The organism is Streptomyces yamdrokensis (genome assembly GCF_053890455.1).
This window is the reverse complement of record NZ_CM132679.1, coordinates 4010869-4029048: the sequence shown is the minus strand read 5'-3', so window position 1 is coordinate 4029048 and position 18180 is coordinate 4010869. Positions and strand designations below refer to the sequence as shown.

The following is an 18180-nucleotide window of genomic DNA, read 5'->3' as shown; positions in this document are numbered from 1 at the left end:
GCCCGCACCTCGTCCGACATCGCCCGCCGCCCCACCGCGCCGTCGCTGCACGTCGTTCCCACCTCCCGGCCATCCGGCAATCCGGCTTCAGGTGGGGTACGGGCGTCAGGCGCGAAATGCTCACCACCCGGCAGGACGACGATCCGCCGGGCCGGTCCGCGTCACCTGTCGCCGAAGGCCGCCTCCCGTGTGAGGAAGGCGAGTTGGGCCTTCTTCTCCGGCAGGTACACGTCCGGCAGATCGATCTCGGGCAGGACGACCTCGGGGCCGGCCGTGAAACCCTGCCGCAGGAAGCGGGCGACCGCCTTCTCGTTGGCCACGTCCGGGTCGACCACCACGCGCCTGCGGTCCAGGCCCAGCAGGACGAACCTCATGAGCGCGGCCACCAGCGCGGCGGTCCACCCGGAACGCGCCCCCTTCGGGCCGGCCGGGGCGAGCAGCAGGTGGACGCCGATGTCGCCGGGCTCGACGGGGTAGCAGTCACCGACCCGGTCGGCCTCCGGCTCGTACGTCTGGAGCAGCGCGGCCGGCTCGCCGTCCTTGACGACGAGGTACGCGTGGTGGGTGTCGAGCGTGTCCATATGGGTGTAGACATCGGCCACCTGCTGCTCGGTGAGGCCGTTCATGCCCCAGAAGAAGGCGCGTTCACCACTCACCCAGGGGTGCAGTACGGACGCGTCCGCCGACGGGTCGAGCGGCAGCACGCGTACGGAGCCGAAGCCGTCGGCCACGTGCTCATGAACGGCCACGCGGGACGCGTACGGGGCGGACGGGGCGGACGGGGCGGACGGGTCAGGCATCGGTCTCCTCCTGGAACTCATCGGTCTCTTCACGCTCTTCACGCTCTTCACGCTCTTCGTGGTCCCCGGTCTCCCCGGTCTCCCCGTGCGGTGCCCGGACCACGTCCTCCCTGCGGAGCACGTCCCAGTCGGTGACGACCGGGACCAGGTCCCCCGCGGCCCACAGCGGCAGCTGGTCGCGTTGGTGGGGCGAGCCGGGGACGCCCGAGGCGCCGAGCGGCACCACCCAGCGGCTGTCCTCGCGGCGGGCCAGGTCCCAGACGTAACGGGCGGCCGGACCGCGCGCCGCGAGGTCGGTGAGACCGGGCACGGAGGAGGTGCACAGCACGCAGTCGTGGTCGCCGGACAACGCGGGTTCGTCGTACGGCGTCGTGGGCGGCAGGGCCCGCCAGGGTGCCAGCCGGTGGGTGTCGCCCCAGGTGCCGTCCGAGGTACCGGCCTGATGCCGGGCGGCCACCTCCTCCAGCGCCGCGCGTACCGCCGACGGCCGGTCGATGCCGTACAACTCCTTCGCCGTCAGCAGGTGTTCGAGCGCGTAGCCGATCCGCGGTACCAGCGCGAGCCAGGGCTGGAACACCTCCGGGCAGGCCGGGGGCGAGGTCAGCCCGGCGAACGCGGGGTGCGCCGCCAACCGCCGTACGAGCGCGCCGCGCACCGCCGCGTAGAGCGCCGCACCGGCGCTGTCCGCGTCCATGTGCCGGTCCCAGGCCAGCAGCCGGCCGCGCAGGCCGGCCGCCGGGCCGGTCAGGCCGTCGAGGGCGGCGACGTGGTCGAGGAGGGCGGCGGCGGAGGCGAGGTGGGTGTCCGTGTGGAGGGCGGACATTCCGGCGGCCGACCAGCGTTCCCGCCGCGCGAGCAGCGCGGCGATACGGTCGGCGCGGTGCGGTGCGGCGAACTCGACGCCGAGCGGGGCCGCCGGGCCGCGCTGGTTGGCCATCACGGCGACACCGTCACTCAGTCCGGCGCGCGGCGACTCGTGCCAGCCGTCCCAGTCGTGGCCGGGTTCCCACGCGGGCACCGGACGGATCCGGTTGGCCTCGGCCCGGACCGGCACCCGGCCGGCCACCCGGTGCAGGGTGGCCCCCTCGGTGTCGGCGGCCTGGACCACGTTGACCGGCTCGGCCCACAGGTCGAGGGCCCGGTCCACGTCGGCGACCCGGCGGGCCCGCAGCAGCGGCAGCAGGGCGCCGAAGCCCAGGTCGCCGGTGACGCGGGGCGGGTAGCGCAGGGCGACGGCGACCGGGGGCGCGCCGGGCTCGGGCACCCCGTCGTCGAGGCCCTCGGGGCCGCCGATGATCACCGGCCCCCGGTCGGTCTCGATCACCTCGACCTCGACCGGGTCCTCGCCGGCGACCTCGATCGTCTCGGTGTGCCGGGCGGCCCGGTGCCAGACGCCGTCCGGGCCGAGCGCCTCCACCCCGTCCCCCGGGCTCCCGGCTCCTCCCCCGCTCCCGGCTTCGCTCGAGCGGGGGGACCCCCATGCGCGGGGGGCGCCCCCACCGGTGCGGCGCAACTGCTCCCGGTAGAGGTCCTGGTAGTCGGCCATGGCGTTGGTGATCGCCCAGGCGACCGTGCCGGTGTGGCCGAAGTGGGCGATGCCGGGGACGCCGGGCACGGCGAGGCCGACGACGTCGAACTCCGGGCAGGACAGGTGGATCTGCTGGTAGACGCCGGGGTCCTCGATGAAGCGGTGCGGGTCCCCCGCGATCACCGCCTGCCCGGTCACCGTCCGCTCCCCGGCGACCAGCCAGCCGTTGCTTCCGGAGGTGCCGGGGCCGTCGGCGGCGAACAGCCCCACGGCGTCCGGCCCGAGCCGCTCCACGGCCTGCTCGCGCCAGAGCTTCGCGGGGAACCCGGCGAACAGGATGTGCGTGGCGAGCCACACCGCGAGCGGCGTCCAGGGCTCCCAGCGGCCGGGCACGAGGGCGGCACGGGCGAACTCGGGGGCCGGGGAGGGGGAAGTGTCCGGAGCCGTCGCCGAGGCCAGCCCTTCGTTGACCCCCTCCACGTACGCCCGGAGCCACCGCCCCGTCTCCGGGTCCCGCCGGTCCAGTTCCGCGAGACAGCGGCGGGCCGTGTCGGCCAGGCGGACACGGCGGGCGAAACGGTCCCAGGGGAGGGCCCCGGGGCCGAGGAAGGACGCCGAGGTGCCCTGCGCCCTGTGCCGTTCGGTCTCCAGCTGCCAGGCCCGGTCGAGGGCGGTGACCCGGCCCTGGACACGGGCGAGTTCGACGGCGTCACCCGCGCGCAGGTGCGGAATGCCCCAGGCGTCCCGGAAGATCTCTCCGGTCACTGTGCCCCCCATTCGCTTTAGGTTAGGCTCCCCTAAGTAAGCCGTGGTGGAATCGTACGCGAAAGGTGAACGGACGATGGGGCAGGGGCGGGGCTGGGAGGGCGCGGTCCTCAGGCTGATGCGTGCCAGGGACTTCGAGTTCACGGTGACGCGCACCGAGGACATCACCCCCGACTACCGGCGGCTGCGCCTCACCGACGGCGGCATGCTCGCCACGACCGGCGTCCACCCGACGATGTGGGTGCGACTGTGGTTCGACAACGCGGGCAAACCGCACCAGCGGGCGTACACCCTCGTCGACCCCGACCCGGCGGCCGGCACCTTCGGTCTGGAGTTCGCCCTGCACGAGGGGTGCGCCAGCGACTGGGCGCGGGCGGCGAAGCCCGGTGACACCATCGAGGCGACCGTGCAGGGCACGGGCTTCGACGCTCCCGGCCCCGCCCCCTCGCACGTCTTCGCGGTGGGCGACCCGGCCTCCCTCCCGGCGATCAACTCCCTGCTGGGCGCCCTGGGATCCGCACCGGCGACCATCTGGTTCGAGGGCTCCCTGGAGGGACTGCCCTGCCTCGCCGACCCGGAGCGGCACGAGGTGCGCGAGGTCCCGCGCCTCGACTCCGGCACCCACCTCGTCGAGCGGGTCCGGGCGGACCTGCCCGGGTTGCTGCGGGCCCACCCCGACCCGTACGTGTGGGTCGCCTGCGACACCGCGACCACCCGGACGCTGTCGGCGTTCCTGCGCAGGGAGCTGGGCGTGCCCAAGCAGCGGATGCACGCCCTGGGGTACTGGCGCGCGAACCGACCGCACCCGAATTCGGACGCATGAACCCCATGTGACTGAAATCAGTCAAGATCTGTACGCACTTGCCCGTGCCGCCGCAGCCAGGAGGCTGCGCCCGGAACGTCCGGGCCGGTAGGCTTCCCGTGTGATCTTCAAGCGCATCGGAAACGGCCGGCCGTACCCCGACCACGGCCGGGAAAGCACCCGGTCGTGGGCGGACGTCGCGCCGCGCCCGGTCCGCCTCGATCAGCTCGTCACGACGAAGCAGCAGCTCGACCTCGAGACCCTCCTCGCCGAGGACTCGACCTTCTACGGCGACCTCTTCGCGCACGTCGTGAAATGGCAGGGCGATCTGTACCTGGAGGACGGGCTGCACCGCGCCGTACGTGCGGCGCTCCAGCAGCGCCAGGTGCTGCACGCCCGCGTCCTCGAACTGGACTGACACCCCCGCCCGCGGTCCTGCGGCCCAAACGCGCGCCGACAGCACTCCGATACGCCGGCGAGGCCCTTCGCTCCCGCCGGACGTGGCCCCGCCGACCCGGGGTTTGACCCTTTCGGGTTGGACTACGCCCTATCGAATGATCATCTAGTAGGCATAGTCGCCGGAGCGCATTACGCTGCGCCCATGAGCATGCTGACTCCTCCGGGCATGGGCGGCCAGTACCGGATCCGGGGTGACAAGTACCCGCGGATGCGCCGGCCCCGACGGCGCGGCAGGCTCGTCGTCCTGGCCGTCACCTCCGTCGCGGCGCTCGGCGTGGCCGGCTGGGGCACGCTGCAGCTCTTCGACGTCTTCACCGGGGGCGGCACCCCCGCCTCCGCGGTCGGCGTCAAGGCGGGCTGCGCCACCAAGGCGAGCCCCTCACCCGGCCCGAGCCCCAGTGCCGCGCTCCCCGGACCCGACCGGATCACGGTCAACGTCCTCAACGCCACGACCAGGTCCGGCCTGGCCAAGAAGACCGCCGACGAGTTGAAGAAGCGCGGCTTCAGGATCGGCGACGTGGGCAACGCGACCAAGGAGTACGACAAGCTGGTCAAGGGCACCGGAGTGCTCCTCGGCCCCGTGTCCGCTCTCAAGACCTCGCTGCCGGTGCTCGGCACCCAGCTCGCCGACGCCGAACGCCGCACCGAGGCATCCCGCAAGGGCGGCGAGATCGACCTGATCATCGGCGACGACTTCACCCGGCTGACGGCCGAGGCGGACGCCGACCGGGCCCTCGCCGCGCTGAACGACCCCGAGCCCGCCCCCACCGTGAAGAAGGGCTGCTGACCCCGAGGCAGAGGGCGGGCAGAAGCACGGGCACGCACAAGCGGCCGCCCCGAAGCTCCGAACCGGAGCTTCTCGGGACGGCCGCTTCGTACCGGCCGTGTATCGCCCGTGTACGGCTGCGTACCGGCGACGGCGGGGCTTGCCCGGCTACTCGGCCGCCCCGTACATCCGGTCCCCCGCGTCGCCGAGGCCCGGCACGATGTAGCCGTGCTCGTTGAGGCGCTCGTCGACCGACGCCGTCACGACGGTCACCGGGGTGCCGGCCAGCTCGCGCTCCATGACCTCGACGCCCTCCGGCGCGGCCAGCAGCACCACGGCGGTCACATCGTCCGCGCCCCGCTTGATCAGCTCCTGGATCGCGGCGACCAGCGTGCCGCCGGTGGCGAGCATCGGGTCCAGCACGTACACCTGACGCCCGGAGAGGTCCTCCGGCATCCGGGTGGCGTACGTCGAGGCCTGCAGCGTCTCCTCGTTGCGGATCATGCCGAGGAAGCCCACCTCCGCGGTCGGCAGCAGCCGGACCATGCCGTCCAGCATGCCGAGGCCGGCCCGCAGGATCGGCACCACCAGCGGGCGCGGGTGGGAGAGCTTGACGCCCGTGGTCCGCTCCACCGGCGTGTGGATGTCGACCTGCTCGGTGCGCACGTCGCGCGTGGCCTCGTAGGCGAGGAGGGTGACCAGTTCGTCGGCGAGACGGCGGAAGGTCGCGGAGTCGGTGCGCTGGTCGCGCAGCGTGGTGAGCTTGTGTGCGACCAGGGGGTGGTCGACGACGTGGAGACGCATGTCCCCACATTAACCGGGCAGGGACGGGCCCGGCTCCCCGCACACGGCAAGCCCCAGGGCCCGCCACTACTCCTTCGGTGGCGTCAAAACGCTCGTCCGGGGGAAAGTGGCAGGGACGGACTGGGGTGATGAAGCAATGTCTGAGCGGAATTCCCGAAACGAGCCGTCGGTACGGGAGACACCCGGCGGCCTGCGCGGCGAGGCCGGCGAGCGCCGCGTCGACCGCGCATCCGAGGTGTCCGGCGTCGCCGGGGTGCCCGGCATGACCGGACCGCCCGGGGCTGACGAGACGGACGCCGAGCGGCGGCGGCGGCGCGCCCGGTTCCTGCGCGAACTCGCCGAGGCCAGAGAACTGCGTGACCGGGTCCAGCCGCGCCGCGCCAAGGCGGCCCGGCTGCGGCACGCGATGCGCATGCGGACCTTCCGCTGGTAGGAGTCCCATGGCGTCCCGGAACGGGGCGCCCCCGGTGAGCGGGGGCGCCGCGGACGCGACGGGAACAGGCCCGGCTGCGGGAAGATCGCGGCCCATGCGGGTGTTTGCCGAGTGGCCGTACGAGGACCGCAGTGCGAGCCGCGTACGATCCGCTGTGACGGCGGCGAGCGCGCCGACGGGTCCCGGGCAGGCTCCGGGGGAATACTCGGCGGCGCGGGGTCAAAACTGCCGGACACAGAGGGCCGAAGACGTCCCCTGTCGGCCTTGTTTCTGCCACGATTCCGAGTGGGCGGGGCTCGTGGAGCACTCCTCGTCCACACACCTCCGCCGGGGGGACCCCCAACCGGCACACCTAAGACCAGTGGGAGAGTCACGGTGTACTTCGCCGCACTGCTCGCGCGCACCGAAGACGGGTGGGAAGCGAGCGACACGGAGCTCGACGATGTGGAGACCCTGTCGGATCTGGCCGACCTGGCCCGGGAAGCCGCCCCCGACGAGGACACGGTGCTCGTGCTGATCGAGCAGGAGGACGGCTGGTTCGGCGTCGTCCGCGTGGACGGCGAGGACGACCCTCGTATCTACGTGTCCGACGCCGCGGCCGCCGCCCGCAGCAGCTACGGCGAGATCCTGCTCACCGACGAGCTGCTCGGCCGGGAACCGGGGGACGACGGCCCCGACCTGGACGCCCTCGACCTCGACGGCACGGAGGACGGCGGGCCGGACGACGACGCCGCCGACGAGGACGTTGCGACGGACACCGGTTCCGTCGATTCCGTACCGCACGGGCCGGTCGGCGACGTCCTGGTCCTGGACGACCTGGGTGTGAGCGAGAAGGACCTGCGCTCGCTGTCCGGGGACGCCCTGGGCGCGATCGCCGAGGTCCTGGGCGCCGCGGAGGTCCTGGAGACCGTCCGCTGACCGGGCCCACCCCATCCGATCCGGTGCGCGACCCCTGGCGGGCCGCGATGCGGCTCGCCCTGACCGAGGCCGAGCGGGCCGCCCGGGGCGGGGACGTCCCCGTCGGCGCCGTCGTCCTGGCGCCGGACGGCAGCACCGTGCTGGCCTCCGGGTACAACGAGCGCGAGGCCGGCCGCGACCCCACCGCGCACGCGGAACTGCTCGCCCTGCGACGGGCCGCCGCGGCGCTCGGACGGTGGCGGCTGAGCGGCTGCACCCTCGTGGTGACGCTGGAACCCTGCACGATGTGCGCGGGCGCCGTCCAGCAGTCCCGGGTCGACCGGCTCGTCTACGGCGCCCGGGACGAGAAGGCGGGCGCGGCCGGCTCCCTGTGGGACGTCGTCCGCGACCGGCGGCTCAACCACCGGCCCGAAGTCGTCGAAGGAGTGCTCTCCGAGGAGTGCGCGCACCTGCTCACAGCGTTCTTCCGGGACCGCTGACGGCAGGGCTGCCGCGTCCCGAATACCGATTTCAAACCACCGTGCCGCGTACTGTAAGGTCTCTCTCGGTAGCGTGTCCGAGCGGCCGAAGGAGCTCGCCTCGAAAGCGAGTGTGGCGCAAGTCACCGAGGGTTCAAATCCCTCCGCTACCGCTGGTGAAGGGCCTCGTCGTCAGACGGGGCCCTTCGTGCGATCATGGGCCCGCTCGGCATACAGGGGTGACGCCGGTGCACGACAGTGACACCGGCGCGCAGCAGTGACAGGGGAGGGCCGCGATGGCGGTGAACGCGAAGAAGGTCGCCGTCTACGTCCTCGTGGTCTTCGTGCTGTATGTGATCATCACGGATCCGGTCAAGGCGACGGACTACGTCAAGATAGCGTTCGAGGGCATATCCGACGCCGCGACCGCCGTCGGGGACTTCATGACATGGCTCGCCGGCGGAGGGGACCGATGATCCGCCACCTGGTCCTGTTCAGGCTGAACGAGGGCGTGGAGCGCGACGACCCGCGCGTCGTCGCGGGCGCGGAGGCGTTCCGTTCGCTCGAGGGCAGGATCCCGGAGATCCGCTTCTGGGAGTGCGCCTGGAACATCAGCGACCGGCCCATCGCCTACGACTTCGCCATCAACTCGGCGTTCGACGACGCCGACGCGCTGCGCCGGTATGTGGCGCACCCGGAGCACCAGGCGGGCGTCGGTCTGTGGCGCGAGTTCGCCACGTGGGTGATCGCCGACTACGAGTTCTGAGCCTTCGCACCAGCAGCCCTCTGTCACGACGACAGGGGGCTTTCACGCATTCCCGGCACTACTCGCCCTCAACACGGAATATGCGGTGCTTGCACACAGTGAGCATGTCTTGTGATGCTATGACCGCTTTTGACGGATGAGTTGACCGATGAAGAGGTGGCGTTGACCGTGTCGGCCAGTACCGCGCCGCCCCAGGACCAGGTGTCCGCCCTGACTCCGGCTCCGGCTCAGTCCCCGGACACCCCGGCCGCACCCGCCGCCCCTCCCATCTCCCTCACCCCTCCTCCCGGCACCCCTCCCCCCCACACCTCACCGTCCGCCGCCGCCCCGTCCCCCGCCAAGCGACGCGGGGCGGACACCCGGGCGCTGACCCAGGTGCTCTTCGGCCAGCTCAAGGACCTTGAGCCGGGCACGCCGGAGCACACCCGCGTACGCGCCGCGCTCATCGAGGCCAACCTGCCGCTCGTGCGCTACGCGGCCGCCCGCTTCCGCTCCCGCAACGAGCCGATGGAGGACGTGGTCCAGGTCGGCACCATCGGGCTCATCAACGCCATCGACCGCTTCGACCCGGAGCGGGGCGTGCAGTTCCCGACGTTCGCGATGCCGACCGTGGTCGGCGAGATCAAGCGGTACTTCCGCGACAACGTCCGCACCGTCCACGTACCGCGCCGGCTGCACGAACTGTGGGTGCAGGTCAACAGCGCGACCGAGGACCTCACGACCGCCTTCGGGCGCTCCCCGACGACCGCCGAGATCGCCGAACGGCTGCGCATCACCGAGGAGGAGGTGCTCTCCTGCATCGAGGCCGGGCGGTCGTACCACGCCACCTCCCTGGAGGCCGCGCAGGAGGGCGACGGGCCCCCCGGGATCCTCGACCGGCTCGGCTACGAGGACCCGGCACTGGACGGCGTCGAGCACCGCGACCTCGTCCGGCATCTGCTCGTCCAACTTCCCGAGCGGGAACAGCGGATCCTGCTGCTGCGGTACTACAGCAACCTCACCCAGTCGCAGATCAGCGCCGAACTGGGCGTCTCCCAGATGCACGTGTCCCGGCTGCTCGCGCGCAGTTTCCAGCGACTGCGGTCCGCAAACAGGATCGACGCATAACCCCTGAGAGCGAATCGCTCACCAGTACCCTTACATGCCTTTCTGGCCTGAAACACCGCCAGACCCCTTGTTTCCAGGGCCGATTCGCAGAATCGATGTCGACATGTCACTACAGCGTGTTGCCGACATGTGACATTCTGCCGGAAGCGCGTTTGCCGAAGCCCCGGCTCCGGTATTCAGGTGAAGGCTGCGTTCCTCGGACGGGAACGCCGGCCGCGACCGTCCCGCGACCCAAAGGGGGTGGCATGTCCGCAGACCAGGGCAGCTCGAAGGTGCTCACGCTCGCGGAGAGCGAGACAGCTCCCAATGCTCTCGACGTACTCGGCCCCATCGACGATGCTCCGGCCCTTGCGGCCGCGCCGGCTCCGGATCTTCCGGAGACGACCCTCCCGGAGACAACCCTTCCGGACACGGCTGCGATCGACACCCGCACCCTGTCCCGCTCCCTGTTCCTGCGGCTCGCCGCACTCGACGAGAACAGTCCGGAGCGCGGCTATGTCCGGGACACCCTGATCGAGCTCAACCTCCCACTGGTGCGGTACGCGGCGGCCCGTTTCCGCTCGCGCAACGAGCCGATGGAGGACATCGTCCAGGTCGGCACCATCGGGCTGATCAAGGCGATCGACCGCTTCGACTGCGAACGGGGCGTGGAGTTCCCGACGTTCGCGATGCCGACGGTGGTCGGCGAGATCAAGCGCTTCTTCCGCGACACGTCGTGGTCGGTGCGGGTGCCGCGCCGGCTGCAGGAACTGCGCCTGGCGCTGACGAAGGCCGGGGACGAGCTCTCCCAGAAGCTCGACCGCTCCCCGACGGTCGCCGAACTCGCCGCGGTACTGGGCGTGTCCGAGGAGGACGTCGTCGACGGGCTCGCGGTCGGCAACGCGTACACGGCGTCCTCGCTGGACTCCCCGGCGCCCGAGGACGACGGCGGCGAGGGCTCGCTCGCGGACCGCCTCGGCTACGAGGACACGGCGCTGGAGGGCGTGGAGTACCGGGAGTCGCTCAAGCCCCTGCTGGCCAAGCTGCCGCCCCGGGAGCGGCAGATCATCATGCTGCGCTTCTTCGCCAACATGACGCAGTCACAGATCGGCGAGGAGGTCGGCATCTCCCAGATGCACGTCTCCCGGCTGCTCACCCGGACCCTGGCCCAGCTGCGCGAGGGCCTCATCGCGGACTGAGACACACCGGCCGGATCAAGGCACACCGACCGCCGGTAGCCACGCTCTCGCCATCGGACATCGGTCCATGGCTCCATCGGCTACCGGTTACCGATTCGGACGCGGACCTGCGGCCGCCGGGGCGCCCCTCACGGGCGCAACGGCGGCCTCCGCGTGTCCTGCCGCCGGGTCAGCCCAGCGCCAGCCAGGCCACGGCCGCGACGATCGCCACGGCGACGACGACGCCGACGATCAGACCGATACGCGGACCGCCACCGCTCGTCGCGGCGGCCTGCTGCCCCTGAGGGGCGTCGTCGACGAACGCGCGGAACATCTGGGTGCTGCCGGCGGGGTCGTGGTTGCCCTGCGGGGCCTGGGAGTTAGCCATGGCCCGAGACACTAGCGAACCGCGCGCGCAGGCCCCAATCGGGGGCGCCTCCCGGGCGCCCGCGCGGAGGGCCCGCACGGAGCGGTCCCGAGGGCGGTCGGAGCGCCCGGCCCGAGCGCCAAGCGGTGGTGCGGGGTGACCGACGATCCTCCCACCAGCGCGTTTACGATTCACCATGCTTGTCTTTGCCAAGTTTTGGGCGCTTGAACCTCATTTTTTATTTGCCTTCAGCAACCATCCACTTCTACCGTTGCCCTAAGCAACGAGTAGGAGGTGTCATGGCCGAGCAGGCGCAGTACGAGGAGCTGGCACGGCAGTTCAGTGCCTTCAGCACGGTGAAGCGGGAGCTGCGCCGGAACATGTCGGCCGACTTCCACAGCGGCTCCGCCGCCGTGTTGACGGCCATCGGCCGCCACGGCGACATGCGTATGAGCAGGCTCGCCGAACTGCTCGCCGTCGATCTGTCGGTCACCAGCCGCCATGTCACCCATGTGGCCGAGCGCGGCTGGATCGAGCGCTCCCCCGACCCGGCCGACAAGCGCTCCCGCATCCTGCGCCTGACCCCCGCGGGCCAAGTCCAGCTCGACGCGTTGTTCCGACAGGCCACCCAGCTGCTCGCCGAGCGCCTGGACGACTGGTCCGACGACGAGATCGGCCTGCTCGCCCAGCTCATGTCCCGGCTCCGGGACAGCTTCAGCGACTGCCGGCCCGCGCCCCGCGCGACACCACCACCGGGCCCCGCACCACCGGCGTCTTTCGCCCCGCAGGGCACCGGGACCACCCCCGCACCCGTACACCCGTAAACGAGCAGGAGAAGGAAGTCCATGGCAACGACCACACCGACCGGTGTGCGGGCTCGGGCCGGGCACGGGGGAGACTCCTCCGGAAGCGGCGCTCCGATGTCCCACCGGCAGATCCTGGAGGCGCTGTCGGGCCTGCTGCTCGGCATGTTCGCAGCGATCCTGTCCTCCACCATCGTCTCCAACGCCCTGCCCGAGATCATCACCGACCTCGGCGGCGGCCAGAGCGCCTACACCTGGGTCGTGACGGCGGCGCTGCTGTCGATGACGGCGTCCACCCCCCTGTGGGGCAAGCTGGCCGACCTGATCAGCAAGAAGACGCTGGTCCAGACGGCCCTGGCCATCTTCATCGTGGGCTCCGTGATCGCCGGCACGGCACAGAACCCCGGCATGCTGATCACGGCCCGGGTCGTCCAGGGGCTCGGCGCCGGCGGTCTGACCGCGCTGGCCCAGATCATCATGGCCGCGATGATCTCCCCCCGGGAGCGCGGCCGCTACTCCGGCTACCTGGGCTCGACCTTCGCCGTCGCGACCGTGGGCGGCCCGCTGATCGGCGGCGTGATCACCGACACCTCGTGGCTCGGCTGGCGCTGGTGCCTGTACGTCGGTGTGCCGTTCGCACTGATCGCCCTGGTCGTGCTGCAGAAGACCCTGAAGCTGCCGGAGACCAGGCGCAAGGTGAAGGTCGACTGGCTCGGCGCCTTCTTCATCACCGCGGCCGTCAGCCTGCTGCTCATCTGGGTCACCTTCGCCGACGACAAGTTCGCCTGGGTGTCCTGGCAGACGTACACGATGGTCGGCGGTGCGCTGCTGCTCACCCTGGTGTTCCTGTTCGTCGAGACGAGGGCCGCCGAGCCGATCATCCCGCTGCGGCTGTTCCGCAACCGGACCATCACGCTGGCCTCGGCCGCCTCGCTGTTCGTCGGTATCGCGATGTTCGCCGGAACCATCTACTTCAGCCAGTTCTTCCAGCTGGCCCGGAACGAGTCCCCGACCATGTCGGGTGTTCTGACCATCCCGATGATCGGCGGACTGTTCGTCTCCTCGACCGTCTCCGGTCTGATCATCACCCGGACCGGCAGGTGGAAGGCCTGGCTCGTCGTCGGCGGCGCGCTGCTGACCGCCGCTCTGGGGCTGCTGAGCTCCATACGTTACGACACCCCGTACTGGCACATCGGCGTCTTCATGGCGATCATGGGCCTCGGCGTCGGCATGATGATGCAGAACCTGGTGCTGTGCACGCAGAACCAGGTCGAACCGAGCGACCTCGGGGCCGCCAGCTCCGTCGTCACCTTCTTCCGGTCGCTCGGCGGCGCGGTGGGCGTCTCGGTGCTCGGCTCGGTCATGTCGACCCGGATCGGCCACTACGCCCAGGACACCATCGGCTCGCTGAGCCCGCAGGAGCAGGCCGCCGCCGCCCAGTCGGCCGGCTCCGGTGAACTGCCGGACATGGACCTGCTGCCCGACGGCATCCGCACCTGGCTGGAGAGCGCCTACGGGCACGGCATCGCCGACATCTTCCTGTACGTCACCCCGATCGCCTTCCTCGCCTTCCTGGTGACGCTGTTCATCAAGGAAGTCCCGCTGCGGACCTCGGGCGCGCTGGCCCAGGCCGCCGAGTCGCTCTCCGCCGCGCCGGTTCCGGTGGCTGCCGGGACGACGGGCGGGACCACCGGCGGGACGGCAGAGGCCGCCGGCGCCGGCGCCGCCGCCGACGCCGCGAACGTCCCGAGCCGGTCCGGCTCCGGCTCCGGCTCCGGCTCCGGCTCCGGCAAGTAATCCGGGACCGTCCGGCCCCTACGGCCCCGGCCCGCGGCGGCCGGCGCGCTCTCGGCGGAGGCGCGCCCCGCCGCGGGCCGGTCTTCTTCGCCGCGGGTGAGAGGGGCCCGTCGGCCCTAGGCTGGCGCCATGGCACCGAACATCGCGACGAACACCCGCGTCTCCCTCGACGAGCTGCTGGACTTCGTACGGCCCCGGCACCGCGCGATCCTGCTGACCCGGCGGGCCGACGGAGGTCCTCAGGGGTCGCCGCTGACCTGCGGGGTCGACGACTCCGGCCGGATCGTGCTCTCCACCTACCCCGAGCGCGCCAAGACCCGCAACGCCAAGAGGGACACCCGCGTGAGCCTGATCGTCCTCAGTGACGACTGGAACGGGCCCTGGGTACAGATCGACGGCACCGCCGAGGTCGTCGACACGCCCGAGTCGGTGGAGCCGCTCGTGGAGTACTACCGGAACATCGCCGGTGAGCACCCCGACTGGGACGAGTACCGGGCGGCCATGGTCAAGCAGGGCAAGTCGATCATCCGGATCACCCCGGAGCGGTGGGGCCCGGTGGCGACGGGCGGCTTCCCGGCGCGGCTGGTCGAAGGGGAGTAGCGGAAGGGCGGTGGCTCCCGGTGCCACCGCCCTTCCACCTGCTTGCCGGCGCCCGCTGAACGGACGTCAGCCGTCAGCCGTCGGCCTTCCGGGTGAGGTCGTAGAAGGTGGCCGAGCCTGCCGTCACCTCCTCGAAGTTCTCCTCCACCCAGGACGTGATCTGTGAAGAGGTGCTGGAGTCACCGGAGTCGTCGCCCTCGCCCGTGCCTCCGCCCATACCGCCGCCCATGCCACCGCCGGCGACGAAGTAGTGGATCCTCCCTTCCGCCACGTACTGCTGGAACTGGGCAAGGGTCGGCGACGGATCGGTGCCGTTGAAGCCGCCGATCGCCATCACGGGCTCGCCGGTCGCGAGTTGATAGCTCGCGGCGTTCTGGGCGCCGATCGCGGCGGCGGCCCAGGTGTAGTCCTCGGCGTCGGTCTCCAGCAGTTCCCCGGCCTCGGGGTCGACACTCGCGCCGCCGAGCAGTCCGCCCGCGCCGCCACCACCGCCGCCCGGCATGCCGTTCTCGGCGCCGCCACCACCGCCGCCCGGCATGCCGTTCTCGGCGCCGCCGCCGGTACCGCCCTGCTGATTCCGGCCCCCTTGGCCTTCCTGGCCGTCCTGGCCCATCGGTCCACCGCCAGGGAGGCCGCCGTTGCCGCCGTTGCCGTCAGTGCCGTCGGTGCCGTCCCCGGGCGGGGTCTGGCCCTGCTGGTTCTGCCGGCCCTGACCACCCCCGCCGGGACCGTCACCTCCGTCGGCGCCACCGCCCGGACCGCCCCTGCTCGCGCCCGCCGGACCCGCCGTGACGATGGAACCGGTGTGCCCTTCCTGCACCGTGCTCAGCGTGTACGCCGTCGGACCGGCCAGCGCCGCCACCAGCGCCAGACCGGCCACCGCGAGCGCCAGGCGGCGGCCGAGCCGGCCCACGAAGACCAGTCCGAGTGCCGCGGCCAGCCCGCCCACCAGAACCAGCCACTTCAGCCAGGGCAGGTACTCGGGCGTGCGGTTGAGCAGGACGTACCCCCAGGCGGCGGTGGCCGTCGCGGCGGCGGCGAGGGCGAGGGCGACGGGAACCGAACGGCGCCTCTCCCACAGGGCGGCCGAGCCCATGCCGACCAGTGCCGCGATGTACGGCGCGAGGGCCACCGTGTAGTACTCGTGGAAAATGCCGGCCATGTAGCTGAAGACGGCAGTCGTCATCAGCAGCGAGCCGCCCCAGACCAGGAACGAGCCGCGCGCCGGGTCGGTCCGTCCGGCCCTGCGGGTGAGAACCAGCCCCGCGACCAGCAGGATCAGCGCGGCGGGCAGCAGCCAGGAGATCTGACCGCCGATCGAGGAGTTGAACATCCGGTCCCAGCCGGTCTCACCCCACTGTCCGCCCCCGGCACCACCGCCGGGCCCACCCGCGCCGCCACCGCCGACACTGCCCGTCTCCTCGCCGTTGAGCCGCCCGAGGCCGTTGTAGCCGAAGGTCAGCTCCAGGAAGCTGTTGTTCTGCGAGCCGCCGACGTACGGACGGGAGGACGCGGGCCACAGTTCGACGACCGCCACCCACCAGCCGCCGGAGACGACCAGCGCGAGGGCCGCCCATGCCAGCTGCACCAGCCGCTTCCTCGGCCTCACCGGGGCGCAGAGGCCGTAGACGAGCGCGAGGGCCGGGAGGATGAGGAAGGCCTGCAGCGTCTTCGCCAGGAACGCGAAGCCGATCGCGGCACCGGCCCACACCAGCCACTTCGTACGGCCGTCCTCCAGTGCCCGGACGACGAGGTAACAGGCGAGGGACATCAGCAGCGCCAGCATGGCGTCGGGGTTGTTGAACCGGAACATCAGCGCGGCGACCGGCGTCAGCGCCAGTACGGTGCCCGCGATCAGACCGGCGGCCGGACCGAAACGGCGGCGCACGGACGCGTACACGACGGTGACCGTGCCGACGCCCATCAGCACCTCGGGCACGAGGATCGCCCAGGAGTTCAGGCCGAAGATCCGCACCGAGAGCTCCATCGGCCACAGTGAGGCCGGGGGCTTGTCCACGGTGATGGCGTTCGCCGCGTCCAGCGAGCCGAAGAAGAACGCCTTCCACGACTCGCTGCCCGCCTGCACGGCAGCCGAGTAGAAGGAGTTGGCGTATCCGGACGCGCTCAGGTTGTACAGGTACAGCAGCCCGGTCGCCAGCAGCAGGCCGAGGAGGGCCGGGCGCGCCCAGCGGGGGTCCTCGGGCCTGCCGCGCCACAGCCTCCGGGCGAGCGGCTGCCGCGGTTCACCCGCCGCGGGGGCAGGAACAGGGCGGGGGGCCGACCGGGGTGGCCCCCAGGCGACGGGGTCCGCCCCGGGGCTCGTGCCGGGACTCGTCTGATCGGACTGCGTGGTCATCGAGGGTTCCTCGGGTCGATGTCGGCCGGGCCGGACGGGTGGGAGGCGTGAGTGGTGTGGGAGGCGTGGGAGGCGTGGGGCACGGCGGGTGGTCGCACCGGCTGGAGCCGCATGGTCTCGTCCCGCCGGGAGCGGTCGGTGGCGAAGGCGTCGAAGGTGTCGGAGGCGTTGAAGGCATCGAAGGCCTGGACCTGCGGCGCGATGACACCGTGGTGGCGGGGGGCATGGGGGTCGCGGTCCGGGAACACCCATGCCCGGAACAGCAGGAACCGCAGCACCGTCGCGGCGAGGTTGGCGGCGACGAGGACCGCCAGTTCGGTGGAGTGGGCGGGATCGCCGGCCGCGGCGTTGAGCGCGGCGAGCGAACCGGCGGTCAGCACGAGGCCGATACCGAAGACGACCAGCCCCTGCGCCTGATGCCGCACCGCGCCGCCGCGCCCCCGCACCCCGAAGGTCAGCCGGCGGTTGGCGGCCGTGTTGGCGACCGCCGAGACCAGCAGGGCGAACCCGTTGGCGGTCTGGGAACCGGTGAAGCTCCGGAAGCCGCTGTAGAGCAGCAGGTAGAACAGGGTGGACAGCACGCCGACGGCGCAGAAGCCGACCAACTGCCGTGCCAGTCCCCTCGGTACGCCCGTCAGCTCGCGGTCGCGCGGGTCGTCGCCGAAGGGCCTGGCCAGCCGGTCCAGCGGCAGCGAACCGGTGGCCAGCGCCCTGCCGACCCGCCACACGCCCTTGAGGTCGTCGGTCGCCGTCCGGACGATGTGCACGGTCGAGTCGGGGTCGTCGACCCAGTCGACCGGCACCTCGTGGATCCGCAGCCCCGCGCGCTCGGCGAGCACCAGCAGTTCGGTGTCGAAGAACCAGCCGCTGTCCTCCACCAGCGGAAGCAGTACCTGGGCGACGTCCCGGCGGATCGCCTTGAACCCGCACTGCGCGTCGGAGAAGCGGGCCTGGAGCGAACCCCGCAGGATCAGGTTGTACGAACGGCTGATGAACTCCCGCTTGGCACCCCGCACGACCCGTGAACTCCGGCTCAGCCGGGAGCCGATGGCGAGGTCCGAGTGGCCGGAGATCAGCGGGGCGACCAGCGGCAGCAGGGCGTTCAAATCGGTGGAGAGGTCCACGTCCATGTAGGCGAGGACGGGGGCGTCCGAGGCCGACCAGACGGTTCGCAGGGCCCGGCCCCGCCCCTTCTGCTCCAGCCGGAAGGACCTCACCTCCGTGATCCGCTCCGCCAGTCCCGCCGCCACCTGTGCGGTGGTGTCCGTGGAGGCGTTGTCCGCGATCGTGATGCGGAACGGGTAGGGGAAGGTGCGGGTGAGGTGCTCGTGCAGTCTGCGGACGCACGGCTGGAGGTCCTTCTCCTCGTTGTAGACGGGGATCACTACGTCCAGGACCGGCGTGGCTGCTCCCTCGACCGGGAGGTGCTCCCGGGCCGGCAGGTGCTCCCACGCCGGCCCGCTGCCGGAGGAAGAGTCGGTTCGCATGCCACCG

18 protein-coding genes, 1 tRNA gene and 1 pseudogene are annotated in these 18180 nt (G+C 71.8%); 14 read left to right on the top strand and 6 right to left on the bottom strand.

Features of this window, described 5'->3' with window-relative positions; all coding sequences use genetic code 11:
- Positions 1-161: 161 nt before the first annotated feature.
- Positions 162-800 carry a GNAT family N-acetyltransferase gene (locus ACWZEH_RS17830; RefSeq protein ID WP_456192176.1) on the bottom strand — a complete coding sequence of 213 codons (639 nt, stop codon included), beginning with the start codon at positions 798-800 and terminating at the stop codon, positions 162-164.
- On the bottom strand, positions 793-3093 hold the full coding sequence (locus ACWZEH_RS17825; protein ID WP_456199666.1) for a penicillin acylase family protein: 2301 nt from the start codon (positions 3091-3093) through the stop codon (positions 793-795). Before ACWZEH_RS17825 ends, ACWZEH_RS17830 begins: the two co-directional genes overlap by 8 nt.
- A gap of 76 nt (positions 3094-3169) precedes the next feature.
- On the opposite strand from ACWZEH_RS17825, the gene ACWZEH_RS17820 reads away from it, so the two are divergent.
- The 3 genes from ACWZEH_RS17820 (at position 3170) to ACWZEH_RS17810 (ending at position 5141) form a co-directional block, all read left to right on the top strand.
- A complete protein-coding gene (locus tag ACWZEH_RS17820; RefSeq protein ID WP_456192175.1) occupies positions 3170-3916 on the top strand; it encodes a siderophore-interacting protein in 747 nt (248 codons plus the stop codon).
- A gap of 100 nt (positions 3917-4016) precedes the next feature.
- Positions 4017-4313 carry a type II toxin-antitoxin system VapB family antitoxin gene (locus tag ACWZEH_RS17815; RefSeq protein WP_042163385.1) on the top strand — a complete coding sequence of 99 codons (297 nt, stop codon included), beginning with the start codon at positions 4017-4019 and terminating at the stop codon, positions 4311-4313.
- Positions 4314-4520: 207 nt separating this feature from the next.
- Positions 4521-5141, top strand: a complete 621-nt coding sequence (locus ACWZEH_RS17810; RefSeq protein ID WP_456199664.1) for a LytR C-terminal domain-containing protein — start codon at positions 4521-4523, stop codon at positions 5139-5141.
- Positions 5142-5288: 147 nt separating this feature from the next.
- On the opposite strand, the gene upp is transcribed toward ACWZEH_RS17810, so the two are convergent.
- Entirely contained in the window at positions 5289-5924 is a 636-nt protein-coding gene (gene upp, locus ACWZEH_RS17805; RefSeq protein WP_042163381.1) for a uracil phosphoribosyltransferase, read from the bottom strand.
- A 136-nt stretch (positions 5925-6060) separates the two neighbouring features.
- On the opposite strand from upp, the gene ACWZEH_RS17800 reads away from it, so the two are divergent.
- The 8 genes from ACWZEH_RS17800 (at position 6061) to ACWZEH_RS17765 (ending at position 10784) form a co-directional block, all read left to right on the top strand.
- Positions 6061-6357 (top strand): hypothetical protein, encoded by a 297-nt coding sequence (locus ACWZEH_RS17800; protein WP_456200030.1) that lies wholly within the window; start codon positions 6061-6063, stop codon positions 6355-6357.
- Positions 6358-6732: 375 nt separating this feature from the next.
- On the top strand, positions 6733-7275 hold the full coding sequence (locus tag ACWZEH_RS17795) for a tRNA adenosine deaminase-associated protein (protein WP_456192174.1): 543 nt from the start codon (positions 6733-6735) through the stop codon (positions 7273-7275).
- 47 nt (positions 7276-7322) lie between these two features.
- Positions 7323-7754 (top strand): tRNA adenosine(34) deaminase TadA, encoded by a 432-nt coding sequence (gene tadA / locus ACWZEH_RS17790; RefSeq protein WP_456199663.1) that lies wholly within the window; start codon positions 7323-7325, stop codon positions 7752-7754.
- 67 nt (positions 7755-7821) lie between these two features.
- Positions 7822-7906: transfer RNA gene (locus ACWZEH_RS17785), tRNA-Ser, on the top strand.
- Positions 7907-8029: 123 nt separating this feature from the next.
- Positions 8030-8209, top strand: coding sequence for a hypothetical protein (locus tag ACWZEH_RS17780; protein ID WP_456192173.1), 180 nt, complete (start codon positions 8030-8032; stop codon positions 8207-8209).
- Entirely contained in the window at positions 8206-8499 is a 294-nt protein-coding gene (locus tag ACWZEH_RS17775) for a Dabb family protein (RefSeq protein WP_456192172.1), read from the top strand. The genes ACWZEH_RS17780 and ACWZEH_RS17775 overlap by 4 nt, the downstream gene beginning before the upstream one ends.
- 168 nt (positions 8500-8667) lie before the next feature.
- Positions 8668-9606: an RNA polymerase sigma factor SigF gene (locus ACWZEH_RS17770; RefSeq protein ID WP_456192171.1), complete on the top strand. Its 939-nt coding sequence runs from the start codon at positions 8668-8670 to the stop codon at positions 9604-9606.
- 245 nt (positions 9607-9851) lie between these two features.
- Entirely contained in the window at positions 9852-10784 is a 933-nt protein-coding gene (locus tag ACWZEH_RS17765; RefSeq protein WP_456192170.1) for an RNA polymerase sigma factor SigF, read from the top strand.
- A gap of 169 nt (positions 10785-10953) precedes the next feature.
- Here the strand turns inward: ACWZEH_RS17765 and ACWZEH_RS17760 are convergent, their stop codons facing one another.
- On the bottom strand, positions 10954-11151 hold the full coding sequence (locus ACWZEH_RS17760; RefSeq protein WP_456192169.1) for a hypothetical protein: 198 nt from the start codon (positions 11149-11151) through the stop codon (positions 10954-10956).
- Between the two features lie 278 nt (positions 11152-11429).
- Here ACWZEH_RS17760 and ACWZEH_RS17755 point away from each other — a divergent pair, with 278 nt between their 5' ends.
- From ACWZEH_RS17755 to ACWZEH_RS17745, 3 genes and pseudogenes are all read left to right on the top strand, one after another.
- Entirely contained in the window at positions 11430-11954 is a 525-nt protein-coding gene (locus ACWZEH_RS17755; protein WP_456192168.1) for a MarR family winged helix-turn-helix transcriptional regulator, read from the top strand.
- A gap of 96 nt (positions 11955-12050) precedes the next feature.
- Positions 12051-13586 (top strand): annotated as a pseudogene (locus ACWZEH_RS17750) (MDR family MFS transporter); the annotation flags it as partial.
- Positions 13587-13859: 273 nt separating this feature from the next.
- Positions 13860-14330 (top strand): PPOX class F420-dependent oxidoreductase, encoded by a 471-nt coding sequence (locus ACWZEH_RS17745; protein ID WP_456192167.1) that lies wholly within the window; start codon positions 13860-13862, stop codon positions 14328-14330.
- 73 nt (positions 14331-14403) lie between these two features.
- On the opposite strand, the gene ACWZEH_RS17740 is transcribed toward ACWZEH_RS17745, so the two are convergent.
- Both ACWZEH_RS17740 and ACWZEH_RS17735 read right to left on the bottom strand, forming a co-directional pair.
- Positions 14404-16686, bottom strand: coding sequence for an ArnT family glycosyltransferase (locus ACWZEH_RS17740; RefSeq protein WP_456192166.1), 2283 nt, complete (start codon positions 16684-16686; stop codon positions 14404-14406).
- A complete protein-coding gene (locus ACWZEH_RS17735) occupies positions 16683-18173 on the bottom strand; it encodes a bifunctional glycosyltransferase family 2/GtrA family protein (protein ID WP_456192165.1) in 1491 nt (496 codons plus the stop codon). Before ACWZEH_RS17735 ends, ACWZEH_RS17740 begins: the two co-directional genes overlap by 4 nt.
- Positions 18174-18180: the final 7 nt, after the last annotated feature.